At 67.2% G+C, this 13,639-nt stretch carries 9 protein-coding genes and 1 riboswitch; of the genes, 1 reads left to right on the forward strand and 8 read right to left on the reverse strand.

Annotated elements, in window-relative coordinates:
• Window positions 1-36: 36 nt before the first annotated feature.
• The 4 genes from F3J44_RS28520 to F3J44_RS28535 all read right to left on the reverse strand — a co-directional run bounded on the left by F3J44_RS28520 (window position 37) and on the right by F3J44_RS28535 (window position 5,870).
• On the reverse strand, window positions 37-1,098 hold the full coding sequence (locus tag F3J44_RS28520) for a lipocalin-like domain-containing protein (RefSeq protein WP_167277824.1): 1,062 nt from the start codon (window positions 1,096-1,098) through the stop codon (window positions 37-39).
• Window positions 1,088-3,535, reverse strand: coding sequence for an ABC transporter permease (locus tag F3J44_RS28525; RefSeq protein ID WP_167277825.1), 2,448 nt, complete (start codon window positions 3,533-3,535; stop codon window positions 1,088-1,090). Before F3J44_RS28525 ends, F3J44_RS28520 begins: the two co-directional genes overlap by 11 nt.
• The gene (locus F3J44_RS28530) at window positions 3,532-4,191 is read right to left on the reverse strand and encodes an ABC transporter ATP-binding protein (protein ID WP_167061090.1); all 660 of its coding nucleotides are present in this window, start codon (window positions 4,189-4,191) and stop codon (window positions 3,532-3,534) included. The genes F3J44_RS28525 and F3J44_RS28530 overlap by 4 nt, the downstream gene beginning before the upstream one ends.
• A gap of 353 nt (window positions 4,192-4,544) precedes the next feature.
• Complete coding sequence (locus F3J44_RS28535) at window positions 4,545-5,870, reverse strand: sigma-54 dependent transcriptional regulator (RefSeq protein WP_167277827.1); 1,326 nt, start codon at window positions 5,868-5,870, stop codon at window positions 4,545-4,547.
• Window positions 5,871-6,225: 355 nt separating this feature from the next.
• Here F3J44_RS28535 and F3J44_RS28540 point away from each other — a divergent pair, with 355 nt between their 5' ends.
• Complete coding sequence (locus F3J44_RS28540; protein ID WP_167061085.1) at window positions 6,226-6,492, forward strand: hypothetical protein; 267 nt, start codon at window positions 6,226-6,228, stop codon at window positions 6,490-6,492.
• A gap of 102 nt (window positions 6,493-6,594) precedes the next feature.
• Here the strand turns inward: F3J44_RS28540 and F3J44_RS28545 are convergent, their stop codons facing one another.
• The 4 genes from F3J44_RS28545 to cobW are packed head-to-tail and all read right to left on the reverse strand — an operon-like array spanning window position 6,595 to window position 13,098.
• On the reverse strand, window positions 6,595-7,227 hold the full coding sequence (locus tag F3J44_RS28545) for a VWA domain-containing protein (protein WP_167277828.1): 633 nt from the start codon (window positions 7,225-7,227) through the stop codon (window positions 6,595-6,597).
• Between the two features lie 35 nt (window positions 7,228-7,262).
• A complete protein-coding gene (locus F3J44_RS28550; RefSeq protein WP_167277830.1) occupies window positions 7,263-8,264 on the reverse strand; it encodes an ATP-binding protein in 1,002 nt (333 codons plus the stop codon).
• Window position 8,265: 1 nt separating this feature from the next.
• Window positions 8,266-12,027 (reverse strand): cobaltochelatase subunit CobN, encoded by a 3,762-nt coding sequence (gene cobN, locus F3J44_RS28555; RefSeq protein WP_167277831.1) that lies wholly within the window; start codon window positions 12,025-12,027, stop codon window positions 8,266-8,268.
• Between the two features lie 3 nt (window positions 12,028-12,030).
• Window positions 12,031-13,098: a cobalamin biosynthesis protein CobW gene (cobW, locus tag F3J44_RS28560; protein ID WP_167061074.1), complete on the reverse strand. Its 1,068-nt coding sequence runs from the start codon at window positions 13,096-13,098 to the stop codon at window positions 12,031-12,033.
• 99 nt (window positions 13,099-13,197) lie between these two features.
• Window positions 13,198-13,413: riboswitch (cobalamin riboswitch) on the reverse strand.
• Window positions 13,414-13,639 lie beyond the last annotated feature (226 nt).

The raw sequence follows: 13,639 nt of genomic DNA on the forward strand, positions 1-13,639 counted from the left end.
CGATTTTTTCCATAGGAGCGGGATCACGGTGCGGGCTTAGTACCCCGTCATCTCCAGGTAGCCCCGCCCCTGGCCACCACCGCTCACCCGCACCGGCCCCTCCCAGTAGGGAAACCGCGTGCCCATCCAGGCCTTGCCCTGCACGGCATCAACCTGCACATCCACCTGCACCACCGGCACCTGCACCCGCCACCGGGTCGGCACCTGCTTGCCGTTGTCTTGCCGGGCCCATGCCAATGGCGTCAGTTGCACCTCACCACCCTGCAGCGCCCGCACCTGCCCCTGGGGCCCCACCCAGGTACCGGCCCGGTAAGGGGCGCCCTGGTCCTCGCGCACCTGGAACAGCATCAACTTGGCGCCGCTTTCCAGGTGCAGGGAAAACCAGTCCCAGCCGCGTTGCCCAGCCGCCAGGGGCTGGCTGCTCCATTCCCGGTCCAGCCAGGCTTGGCCCGTGACCGGTATGCGCTGGCCATCCCGTTCCACCTCACCGCTGACACGGTAGAACGGCTGGCTGTAGTAATACGACGCCTGCCCCTTGCCGGACTTCTCGCTATACCCCTGGGCGCCATGCAACACCAGCGGCCTGCCACTGGCCAGCGTCAGCGCGTAGCGAAAGCCCTGGCCGCTGGCTGCCATGCGCAGATGGTCGAGGTTTTCGCCCTGTAACGACCAGTCGTCGATCCAGGCGCGAAACGGCTGGGCCTCGACGCCTGCCTGGCCAATGCCACCACGGGCCAGGCGCTCGCCCACCTGGTGCCCGCCGGGCCCGGTGAGCGCTGCGTGGCCCATCCACAGGTTGGGGCTGTTCCAGCCGGCAGTGTCCGGCCCAGGACGCAAGGCGGAACGGAACAACGTCCATTGCACACCCCAGTCGCGCCCCTGGGCATCCTGCAGGTTGGCCGTGACGTACCACCACTCGATGCGAAAACCGTCATGGGCGCCATGGTCGCGGGGGAATGCCAGCGCCACGCCGGGCGTCACCGCTTTGAACGCCGCCGCCTCGGCGCCAAGCCCGGCGTAACCCTTGAGCGGCGGCGCAGGCGCGTCGCAGCCGACCAGCAGCAGGCAGGCCAACAGGCAGCAGGCTTCAGCTTTCATCGGCGAACCTGCGCAGCAAGTCGGCCGGCTGGCGCTGCGCCAGTTGCCACAGCGGCCAGGCGCTGGCCAGCAGGCTGGTCAGCAGGCCAAGCAACGCCAGTTGTACCAACTGGCCGGCAAACACCTGCCACGGCAGGCGCCAGCCAAACGCCTGCACGTTCACTACCGCCACCAGGCACCACGCCAGTAGCAGGCCCAATGGCAGCGCCAGGGCCACGGTAAAGCCACTGAGCATCAGCGTCTGCCCCAGGCTCAGCCATGCCAGCCGGTGCCTGGGCACGCCCAGTGCCCACAATGGCGCCAGCTGGCCCAGGCGGCGCTGGCCGAGGGTCAGCTGGCCGATGAACAGCGCCACCCCGGCCACCCCAAGGGTCAGGCTGTTGAGCGCGGCGGTAACCGCAAAGGTGCGGTTGAACACCTGGGTGGACCAGGCCTTGAGGTTGGCCTGCTCCACCACCTGGCGGTCATCGAGGCCGAAACGCTGGCGCAATTCGGTGGCCACTGGCGACGCCTGGCCAGGCTGCAGCATCAGGCTCAGGCCCGTGAGGCTTGCACCCGGCGCGTGCACGCGCAGCCAGCTGGCATTGACCAGCACATGGCCCTTGGGGTTGCCGTAGTCGGCATAGATGCCCACCACCCGCAGCGCCTGGGGCGGCTCGCTCGGCAGTTGCAGGGTGTCGCCCAGGGCCAGCCCCAGGCGCCGCGCCAGCTGCTCGCTGAGCATCGCCCCCTGGCCTTCGGCCAATAGCTCCCAGGCGTTGGGCGCTTGCGCCAGCAGGGGCCAATGACTGCGGTAGAAGCCATCATCGACCACCCCTTGAACTTGCACCGGCCAACGCTGCAGGCGCCATTCCACCCGCCAGGCAGGCAACAGCGCACGCACCGCCGGGTTGGCCTGCAAGTCGCTCAGCATCTGCTGGCCCTGGGCGCTGTCGCGGGGCGAGATATACAGGTCTGCGGCCAGCCGCTGGTCCAGCCAGCCGACAAAGGTGCGGCGAAAACCCTCGGTCATGCCGCCCACGCCAACGCTGGCCGCCATCGCCAGCAGCAAGGCCATCAGCGCCAGGCTCAGCGCAGGCAATTGCTGGCGGCTGTCGGCCACGAACCACTGTGCCAAAGGCCGCCGGCAATGGCGCGAAAGGCCCGCAAGCAACCCAGCCAGCGCCGTCGGCAACAGTAGCGCAGCCCCCAGCAGCAGGGTCGCCAGCAGCATGAACGCAGTGGCCAGGTTGCTGCCCCCATAGCCGCATGCAAGGGCCACTGCCAGCAACAACACGCCGGCCAGCGCCTGGCGCCTCAACCAGGGCACCTGGGCCAGGCGCCAGGCCTGGGGTTGTGCCAGGGCAAGCAGCGGCAACCGTGCCGCACGCAATACGCTGTCCAAGCCGGCCAGCAGCGCGCCCAGCAGGCTGACGCCGATGCCGGCTAGCCACCAGTACAGCGGCAAGTGCAATTGCCCGGCCACTTGGGCGCCATACAACCCGCGCAGGCTGGAGGCGAAGTTGGGCAGCAGCGATGCCGCCAGCAGGTAACCCAGCACCACCCCCGCAATGCCGCCGGCCAGGGCGAACAGACCAAGCTCCAGGGCCAGCGCCGTCAGCAGCACCTTCAGGCTAAGGCCACAGGCGCGCAAGGTGCGGATCAGGCCTCGGCGCTGCTCCAGGGCCAGGCCAATCGCGGCATGGGCAATGAACAGCCCCACCACGAAGGCCAGCAGGCCAAGGGCGGTGAGGTTGAGGTGGAAGCTCTCGGTCAGGCGTTGCAGGTCGGTGTCATCTTCCGCGGGCTGTACCTTCAGGCGACCGGCCAATGCCTGTGGCAGTGGCCGGTCACTGTCGCCCAACAACCGCGACAACTGCCCCGGTGCCTCCAGCAATGTTTGCGCCTGGCCGATGTCGACCAGCACAACACCGGGCGCCAGGTGCTCGTTCAGGACCAGCGGCGGCAGCACCTTACCCGCAGCCGTGTGGGCATCATGCCCCAGCTGGCGCAAGGTATCAGGCCCCACCCAGGCCTGCCCGGGCGCCTCGATAAAGGCCTGCAGGTCGAAGCCGGCCGGGTCGGCGCCTGCTACCGCCATGCCCGGTGGCAGGCTCAAAGGCTCGATGCCGATCAGCCGCACGCTGGCCTCCTGCTCGCCAACCAACTGCAGCCGACCTTCCAGCACCGGCGTCACTTGCCAGCCCTGCCTGCGCAGTTGCACGTACAGTGCCTGGTCGAAACGCTGGCCATCGTGGGCCACGATCTGCGCCTGCATCGGCCCGGCCAGCACCGCGCGGGCCTGGGCATAGTCGCTGCGGGCCTGGGTGTTGAGCGCCTGCACGCCAGTCCACAGGGCCGTGGCCAGCCACAGGCCGGTGAAGATGGCAACGCACTGCAGGCGGTGGCGGCGCCAATGGCTGGTCAGGGCCTGCAAGGCAATGGTCAGCGGGCTCATGGCACCTGCACCCGGCCTTGGTGCAGCACGCAGCGCTGCTGCAGGCAAGCGGCCAGGCGCGGGCTGTGGGTCACCATCAACACGCTGCTGCCCGCCTCGCCCACCAACTGCAGCAGCAGCGCCAATACCTCGTCGCTGCTGGCCTCGTCCAGGCTGCCGGTGGGCTCGTCGGCCAGCACCAAGGCGGGCCGGCTGGCCAACGCACGGCCAATGGCAACCCGTTGCTGCTGGCCGCCGGACAATTGCTCCGGGTAGCGCTCAAGCAGGCCGGCCAGCCCAAGGCGTTCGGCCAGGTAGGCCACCCAGTGTGGGTCGTGGCGCCCGGCCAGCCGTGCCTGGAAGGCCAGGTTGGCGGCCACATCCAGGCTGCTGATGAGGTTGTATTGCTGGAATACCAGGCCAATGCCCTCGCGCCGCCAGCGGGCCAGGGCGTTTTCACCATAGGTGTCGAGGGGTTCGCCGTCGATCAGGATGCGCCCACCATCGGCGCGGTCAAGGCCCGCCAGCAGGTGCAGCAAGGTGCTTTTACCGCTGCCGGACTCGCCCATCAGCGCCAGGCTGGCGCCGCGGGCCAGGGCCAGGTCGACACCCCGCAGGACCTGGAGCGGGCCTTGGGCGGTGGGGAAGGTTTTTTGCAGTTGCTCGACGACCAGCATGGGGGTTGGTTACCTGTGGGGCGGTAACGACAGATCAGCATGATTGGCCCGGCGCGGCAAGGGTAAGGTTTGAGGAGGGAACATTGCCTGCAGCCGCGCCGCACAAAAATGCGATACGCGAACACCGGCGCTTGACCTACATCTCAACCCTGGGCTGCCGATCAAGCGCCCATCTCCAGGCCAGCGCCGCCCCCGGTAGGAGCGAGCACAGCTCGCGATGGGGCGCGCAGCGGCCCCAGGGTTTCAGCCTCGCGGCTCATAGTGCTGGGGCTGCTTTGCAGCCCATCGCGAGCTGCGCTCGCTCCTACCGGGTCCTGTGGGAGCGGGCTTGTCGAACCGCCGCGAACACCGGTTCAGCGAATCTGGTGCTTGTGCAGCAGCCGATAGAAGGTGGGCCGCGACACCCCCAGAACCTTGGCCGCAACACTCAGGTTGTTGCTGTGCCGGTCCAGCACATCGCACAGCGCCTGGCGCTCGGCCCGGTGCTTGTAGTCTTCCAGGGTGCCCAACGGCTGCTCCTCAGGCTCCAAGCCCTGCAAGCCGAGGTCCTGGGCCTCGATCTGCCGCCCTTCGGCCAGCACCAGCCCACGTCGAACCCGGTTGGCCAGTTCACGCACGTTACCGGGCCAGTTGTGCCGCCCCATCGCCGCCAAGGCATGCTCGCTGAACGAACGCGGCCGACGGCCGGTTTCCAGGCTGTAGAAATGGGAAAAGTGGTTGGCCAGCATCGACAGGTCACCGTGCCGGTCACGTAGCGGCGCGGTGACCACCTGCAGCACGTTCAAGCGGTAATACAGGTCTTCACGAAAACGCCCCTGCTCGATGGCCTTTTCAAGGTCCACGTGAGTCGCCGCCAGTACCCGCACATCCACCGGAATCGGCTGGCTGCCCCCCACCCGCTCAATGTGCTTTTCCTGCAGAAAGCGCAACAGGTTGGCCTGCAACTCCAACGGCAGGTCACCAATTTCATCCAGGAACAGCGTACCGCCATGGGCCGCTTCGATTCGCCCGACCTTGCGCTGGTGCGCACCGGTGAAGGCGCCCTTTTCATGCCCGAACAACTCGGACTGAATCAGGTGCTCCGGTATCGCGCCACAATTGATCGCGATGAACGGCTTCTCGCAGCGTTGCGACTGGCGGTGCAGCGTGCGCGCGACCAACTCCTTGCCCGTGCCGCTCTCGCCGCGAATCAGCACCGGCGACTCGGTGGGCGCCAGCTTGCCCAACAGCTTGCGCAGCTCCAGGATCGGCCGGCTGTCGCCCAGCAATTCATGCTCCAGGCCATCGACCTGCACGGCACCCTTGCCGCGCAGGCGCGCCATGCCAAAGGCGCGCCCCAGGGTAACCAGTACCCGGGAGACGTCGAATGGCAGCGTGTGGAAGTCAAAAAACCACTCGCAAACGAAGTCACCCACATTCTGCATGCGCAACTGCTCGGCATTGAGCACCGCAATCCATTCGGTGTTGCTGCGTTTGATCATGTCCTTGACCGCATCCGGGTGGCGCAAGTGCGAATCCTGCAGGCGCAGCAAGCCAACATCGCAGCGATGCTCCAGGGCCAGGTCCAGGCTGCAACTGCGCACATCCCAACCGGCCGATTCCAAACCTGGCAGCAAGCGGTGGCAGTCGTCGCACGGGTCGACGATCAACAAGCGACGAAGGGCGGCGGTTTCGTGCATGACCGTTCCTTGGCGCCAATAGTTGGTTTTTATACGAAAAACAGTAAGTTGCGGCGCCTAATTAACAGTAGCAACGAACTTGACGCTGCCCACGACCGTTGGTCTGCCCGCCGCCGGCGCGTCAATTGGCCGCGGGAATCTTTTATTGTTATTGGCGTCACAGGCGGCGCAGGAAACAAAACGGCAACGCCCGTCGCGCGACCTGAAAAAAAATTTATAACGGCTGTGTGACTCCACCGCTAACTTGGAGCATCAGTACGAGTAACCCCGCACTGCAGATCGCCATTCGGTTGATGCGACCCCGCAGCCACGCGGACTTTAATGTCGATGTTTGGGACCATAGAGAGACCGAACCATGAATGCCCCGCTCCGTGTCAACGAAGCCTTGCTGATCGCCGACCACGCCTTTGAACCGTTCCAGTGCGTAGCCTGGGATGCCCCCAATGGTACGGGTGAACTGAGCCTGGCAGTGATCGACCGGACCAACACCCGCATCGGTAGCAAGCAAGTGTCGTCGCGTATCTATTCGGACCCGGCACAATGGGCCAGCCTTATCGAGGAAGTGCGCGCCGAATTGTCGCAGAAGGGCTATGACCTGCAGCCTTGGTCGATGCCAACCTAATAGCGCGGCTCCCTGCAAGTGCGTGCCCGCCACGCACTTGAGCAACTATCCGACTTGCCCGCTGGGTAACTTTCCCCTTGCGACAAAGTGTCGCTTATTCCTTTACTCCTTGACCTTGAATTGTTCCAGGTGCTGATACTCGGCCTGCAGTTGCGTGGCCAATTGCTTGGCGCGGCCCAGGCGAATTGGCGCCAATTCCATGTCCACCAACAGGGTTGAACACGGCAGCGGTTGCACCGTGCTCCAGCGCTGCAGGCGACCATCGGTAAATACCAGGCAACGCTGTGGCTCGTGGGGGTGAGCGTTCTGCCGCGCCTGCAACCAGCGACGCGCCTGCTCCAGTGCAGCGATCAGCGGCGTTCCGCCACCAGCGCCCAAGGCTTGCAGCCAAGGCTGCAAGGCCGCCGAGGCTTTCAGGCCGTGGCGCTGCCACTGGGGCGCACCGCCACTGGCGGTGAGTAGCGCCAGGCGGGCACGCTGGCGATAGGCCTGGTCGAACAGTTCGGCCAGCAGGCCCTTGCACTGGGCCAACGCCTGGTGCCGACGGGTCGATGCCGAGGCATCGACGATCACCAACCACAGTGCTGTCGGCTGTGCCTGGCGCTGTTGCCAGCACAGGTCCTGGCGTTGCTGCGGGCGGCCTTTGAGCAGGGTTGGCAACCAGGCTACCCGCCCGTTGGCGGCCGTGCGCGCACGGCCACGGCTGGCACCGGCCTGCTTGCCTTTGCGCGGCATGGCATCCGCCCGTGGGTTACCTGGTGGGCGGATGCTCAGGGCTTTTTTGCCCAGTTCGGCACCTCGCGCCGGGCACCGCTGGCAACAGGCTGGGCGGGCAATGCGCCCCAGTCACCCTGCCCGCCCTGGCCCTGGGCCTCACCCTGCCCGCCCTGGGGCGGTGCCGAGGGTGGCGCGGCGTCCGGCGCCACGCGGCGGCGATGGCGCAGGGCGAATTCGGCCACCGCGTCCACATCCTGCTCCTCGATCGCCTGCCCGCCCCGCCAGGCGCAATGCGCACGGGCGGCGCGCAGCCAGACCAGGTCGGCGCGCAGGCCATCGACGCCCGCGGCAAAGCAACGCTCGGTGATCCAGGCCAGGGCCTGGTCGTCCAGGGCAATCGCCGCCAAGCCCTGGCGCGCGGCCTGGCAGCGCCCACGCAGTTGCGCCTGCGCTTCAGCCCACTGCGCGCAGAAGGCTTGCGGGTCGCTGTCAAACGCCAGGCGGCGACGGATGATCTGCTGCCGCGCCTCAGGGGCTGGCAGGCCTTCAAGGGCGACGTTCAGGCCAAAACGGTCAAGCAGTTGCGGGCGCAACTCGCCCTCTTCCGGGTTCATCGTGCCAATCAGCACGAAACGGGCGCTGTGGCGGTGGGAAATGCCGTCCCGCTCGATGCGGTTGGTGCCGCTGGCGGCCACGTCCAGCAGCAGGTCGACCAGGGTGTCGGGCAGCAAGTTGACTTCATCCACATACAGCACACCCCCATCGGCATGGGCCAGTACCCCCGGGGAAAACTGCGCCTTGCCCTGGCCCAACGCTGCATCCAGGTCCAGCGTGCCGACCAGGCGCTCTTCACTGGCGCCCAGCGGCAAGGTGACGAACGGCCCTTCGCCGAGCAGGTCGGCCAGCCCCCGGGCCAGGGTGCTCTTGGCCATGCCGCGCGGGCCTTCGATCAACACGCCACCGATTTTCGGGTCGATGGCCGTCAGGCACAGGGCCAGCTTGAGGTCGTCGGCGCCAACCACGGCAGCCAAGGGAAATTGCACGGGTTCACTCATTTCAAGCCTGTTCCTCGCCGTCGAGCAGTTGTTCCTCAAGCGCCTCGCGGTAATCGCCGGGCGCTTCCCAAAGCCCACGTTGCTGGGCTTCGAGCAAACGCTCGGTGAGGTCGCGCAGGGCCTCGGGGTTGTGCTCGCGCATGAAGTCGCGGGTCGCTGGGTCGAGCACATAGGCATCGGCCAGCGCCTGGTAATGATGGTCGTCGATCAGGTGGGTGGTGGCGTCGAAGGCGAACAGGTTGTCGACCGTCGCTGCCATCTCGAAGGCACCTTTATAGCCGTGACGCTTGGCCCCCTCGATCCACTTGGGGTTCAGGGCGCGGGCACGGATGACCCGGTTCAGTTCTTCTTTCAGGGTACGGATGCGTGGCCGGTCGACCTGGCTGTGGTCGCCGTGGTAACTGGCCACGCTGGCACCGGCCAGGGTTTCCGACGCTGCCAGCATGCCGCCCTGGAACTGGTAGTAATCGTTGGAGTCGAGCAGGTCATGCTCGTGGTTGTCCTGGTTCTGCAGCACCGCTTGCACCTGGCTCAGGCGCTGGGCGAAGCGGGCGCGCGCCGGGGTGCCCTCGTCCTTGGCACCATAGGCGTAACCGCCATGGTTGAGGTACACCTCGACCAGGTCGTCGCGGCTGTGCCACAGGCGCCCGTCAATGGCGTTCTGCACCCCCGCACCATAGGCGCCGGGCTTGGCGCCGAACACCCGCCAGCCCGCCTGGCGGGCGGCGTCATCGGCCGCCAGGCCCTGGGCCTGCAGCGCTTCGCGCTCGCTGCGCACGCGGGCGGCCAGCGGGTTGAGGTTGGCCGGTTCGTCCAGCGCCGCCACGGCCTGTACCGCCGCGTCGAACAGGCGGATAAGGTTCCCGAAGGCATCGCGGAAGAAGCCAGAGACGCGCAGGGTCACGTCTACCCGTGGGCGGTCCAGCAGGCTCAGCGGCAGGATTTCGAAGTCGTCGACCCGCTGGCTACCGGTCGCCCACACCGGGCGCACACCCATCAGCGCCATGGCCTGGGCGATGTCATCACCGCCGGTGCGCATGGTTGCCGTGCCCCACACCGACAGGCCCAGCTGGCGCAGATGGTCGCCGTGGTCCTGCAGGTGGCGTTCGAGGATCAGGTTGGCCGAGGCGAAGCCCAGGCGCCAGGCCGTGGTGGTGGGCAGGTTGCGCACATCCACGGTATAGAAGTTGCGGCCGGTAGGCAGCACGTCGAGGCGGCCACGGCTGGGCGCGCCGCTTGGGCCAGCGGGCACGAAACGGCCCGCCAGCGCGGCAAGCAAGCCATTGAGTTCGGCGCCGCCGCAGGCATCCAGGTCTGGCGCCACCTGTTCGCGCAGGGCCAGCACCACGTCGCTGACGGGCTGCCACTGGGCCTCGGCGGGCAGCTGCAGGCTGCCGTCCAGCGCCTGCTCGATCACCTGCAAGGCCAGCAGTTCGAGGCGTTCACGGGTGTCCCCGCAGCTGCGCCAGGGCTCTGCGCTCAGTGCCTGCAACTGCGCCGGGAACGGCCCCGGCCAAGGTTGGCCGAGGTCGCAGTCCAACGGGTCGAAGCCCGGCACCAGGGCCTTGGCCAGGCTGCGCAACAGGCTGGCATTGCCGCCCCGGCCATCGCCACGCTCCACCCGCAGCAAGGCCAGCAAGGTGTCCAGGCGCAGGCGGCCCGCGGGCGACTGGCCAAACACATGCAAGCCGTCGCGAATCTGCGATTCCTTCAGGTCACACAGGTAGGTATCCAGGCGTGGCAGCCAGACAGCGGCGTCGTCCAATTGCCCTTCGAGCTGCAGTTCTCGATCAATGTGGTTGGCCTTGACCAGTTCCAGGATATCCCGTTGCAGCTCGCGGGCCCGGCGTGGGTCGAGCAGCTGCGCTTCGTAGAACTCGTCGGCCAGCTGTTCCAGGTGGCGCAGCGGCCCGTAGGTTTCAGCGCGGGTCAACGGTGGCATCAAGTGGTCGATGATCACGGCCTGGGTGCGGCGCTTGGCCTGGGCGCCCTCGCCCGGGTCGTTGACGATGAACGGGTAGATGTTGGGCAAAGGCCCGAGCAGCGCGTCTGGCCAGCAGGTGGCGGACAAACCAACCCCCTTGCCGGGCAACCATTCAAGGTTGCCGTGCTTGCCCACATGGATGACCGCGTCGGCGGCGTAGGTGTGGCGCAACCAGAAGTGGAAGGCCAGGTAGCCATGGGGCGGCACCAGGTCGGGGTCGTGGTACACCGCGCTGGGGTCGACCTGGTAACCGCGTGCCGGCTGTATGCCGACGAAGGTCAGGCCAAAGCGCAGGCCGGCCACCATCAGCCGGCCTGCGCGGTACATCGGGTCTTGCTCGGGGGGCCCCCAACGCTCCAGCACGGCCTGGCGGTTGGCTTCAGGCAGGCGCGCGAAGGCAGCCTGGTAATCGGCCAGGGCCAGGCTCTGGGCGCAGGGGCGCTGGTCGAGGTGGTCGAGGTCGTTGGTCACCCCGCCCAGCAGTTGCTGGATCAATGCCGTGCCCGTGCCCGGCAGCGCCGCCACCGGGTAACCCTGGGCCTGCAGCGCTTGAAGGATGTTCAAGGCAGCGGCCGGGGTGTCCAGGCCCACGCCATTGCCAATGCGCCCGTCCCGGGTCGGGTAGTTGGCCAGCACCAGCGCCACGCGCTTCTGCGCATTGGGCAGGCGCGCCAGCTCGACCCAGCGGCGGGCCAGTTCGGCGACGAAATCCATGCGCTCAGGGTGGGCGCGGTAGCACACCACGTCGGACTGGCTGCGCTCACTGCGCCAGGCCATGTCCTTGAAGCTCACCGGGCGGGTGATGATGCGCCCGTCCAGCTCCGGCAAGGCGATGTGCATGGCCAGGTCACGGGCGCCGAGGCCCTGCTCGCTGGCCTCCCAGCCGGGCTGGTTGTCCTGCGCGCAGATCGCCTGCAACACCGGGATGTCGCGGCGAAACGGGCGCAGGTTGGGGCGTTCGGGGCTGGACAGGGCAAAGCCGGTGGTATTGACCAGTACCTCGGCACCCACCTCATCCAGCCAGTTTTCAACCTGTTCGAGGCAGGCGCTTTCCTTCAGGCTGGCCACGGCGATGGGCAATGGGTTGAGCCCGGCGGCCAGCATGCGCTCGCAGAACACGTCGATGAACGCGGTGTTGGCCGCCTGCAGGTGCGAGCGGTAGAACAGCAGCGGTGCCACCGGGTGCTCCGGGTGCCATTGGCTGTACCAGTCGCTGAGCTGCGCGGCGGCCTTGGCCGGGTGATACACCGAGGTTCGCGGCAGTGGCTGCGGCTCGTCCCAGGCATAGTCACGCCCCAGCCACTGGTTGGCCAGGCAGTTGAACAGGTTGAGCGCATTGGCCTTGCCGCCCTGGCGCAGGTAGTGCCAGAGCCGTTCGGCGGGCACCCCGGCCACCGAGCCCAGCCCGGTGAGTTCCGGGTCTGGGCGGTCGTCGCCGGGCACCATGATCACCTGCACGCCGCGGGCGGCCAGTTCAACCAGTTGCTCGACGCCATAGCGCCAGTAACCGACACCGCCATGCAGCGACACCAGAATCACCTTGGCAAGGCGCAGCACCTGGTCGACATACAGGTCGACCGAGGCGTGGTTCTGCACCTGCATCGGGTTGGCCAGGCGCAGGCTGGGGTAGTCTGCCGGCAGCTGCTCGGCGGTTTCGGCCAGCAGCGCCAGGTGCGAGTCGCCGCTGCAGAGGATCACCAGCTCGGCGGGTGTCTGGCCGAGGTCGGCAATGCTGTCGTCCGGCACGAAGCCGCCGGGCTGGGTCCGCAGCAGGTGCATGGGTCAGGCGCCCAGGGCTTGGCGCAGGCGCGCTTCCAGTTGGGCGGCGTCAAGGTCCTGGCCAATCAGCACCAGGCGGGTGATACGCGGCTCGTCGGCGCGCCAGGCGCGGTCGAAGTGCTTGTCGAAACGGGTACCCACGCCTTGCACCAGCAGGCGCATCGGCTTGCCGGGAATCGCAGCGAAACCTTTGGCGCGCAGGATGCCGAACTCCACCACCAGCTGGTTCAGGGCGTCGAGCAGCAGGCGCTCGTCGGCTTCTGGCAGGTCGATGGAAATGGAGTCGAAGGCGTCGTGGTCGTGGTCGTCGTGGTCATCACCATCATGGTGCGAATCGTGGTGGGTACGGCGGCCATCGATATGCGCTTCGGCCTCGGCGCCCACGCCCAGCAGCACGTCCAGCGGCAGGCGGCCACTGCTGGCCTCGATCACCTTAACCGCTGGCGGCAACTCTTCGGCCACTTCGGCGCGGACCTTGGCCAGGCCCTCGGCATCGATCAGGTCGGCCTTGTTCAACACCACCAGGTCGGCGCTGGCCAGTTGGTCAGCGAACAGTTCGTGCAGGGGCGACTCGTGGTCCAGGTTGGGGTCGAGCTTGCGCTGTGCATCGACCTGCTCCGGGTAGGCGGCGAAGGTGCCGGCGGCCACGGCCGGGCTGTCGACCACGGTGATCACCGCATCGACGGTGCAGGCATTGCGAATTTCCGGCCATTGGAAGGCCTGGACCAGGGGCTTGGGCAGTGCCAGGCCGCTGGTTTCGATGAGAATGTGGTCGAGGTCGCCGCGGCGCGCCACCAGCTCGCGCATCACCGGGAAGAATTCTTCCTGCACGGTGCAGCACAGGCAGCCGTTGGCCAGCTCGTAGACCCGGCCGCTGGCCTCTTCCTCGGTGCATCCAATGCTGCACTGCTTGAGGATTTCGCCGTCGATGCCGAGCTCGCCGAACTCATTGACGATGACCGCGATGCGGCGGCCCTGGGCGTTGTCGAGCATATGGCGGAGCAAGGTGGTCTTGCCCGAGCCGAGGAAGCCGGTAACGATGGTGACGGGGAGCTTGGCCAGTGTTTTCATGTCGCGTTGCCCTTGGCAGGTTGGCGCGGGCATGCGGGACGAAAGCCTCGGGCCAGGCCGGCCGGGCTCGTTCGCCACCGGATCACCCCGCCCGGTTGAAAGTCGAAAACGTGACGAGGCAGGTCTCCTGGCTTGCACCGTGCCAGCGCCGCTGTGCAATACAGGGGCTGGCGGGATGACGCCTTCCCGCGCCGGGGGCGCAGTGGCTGTGTCGATCCGTTGTCGGTGCCTACAGTTGCGGGGGCAGCCGCGGCTTGAACCGCGTTCCCGTCTTAGCTTCGGCCTGGCCGAAGAACCTCGAAGCGGCAAGGCTACGCGGGGGGTGGCGGGTGGTCAACTGAATGATGGGGTTGGGGATGGGTTTGGGTTTAGCCTTGTGGCGCCTGTGAGATCGAGCGCCGCCCGCGCGGCGCATCGCGAGCTGCGCTCGCTCCTACGTTTGTTTTTGGCCAGTAACGCCTGTGACAGGCGCGCGCGACCGCCTTGTTGGTACGACGCGATATTGCGCCATGCGCCAAGGCGTTCGCGCGCCAATCCCCCA

Source organism: Pantoea sp. Tr-811, from assembly GCF_011752535.1.
In the GTDB taxonomy this organism is placed as follows: domain Bacteria; phylum Pseudomonadota; class Gammaproteobacteria; order Pseudomonadales; family Pseudomonadaceae; genus Aquipseudomonas.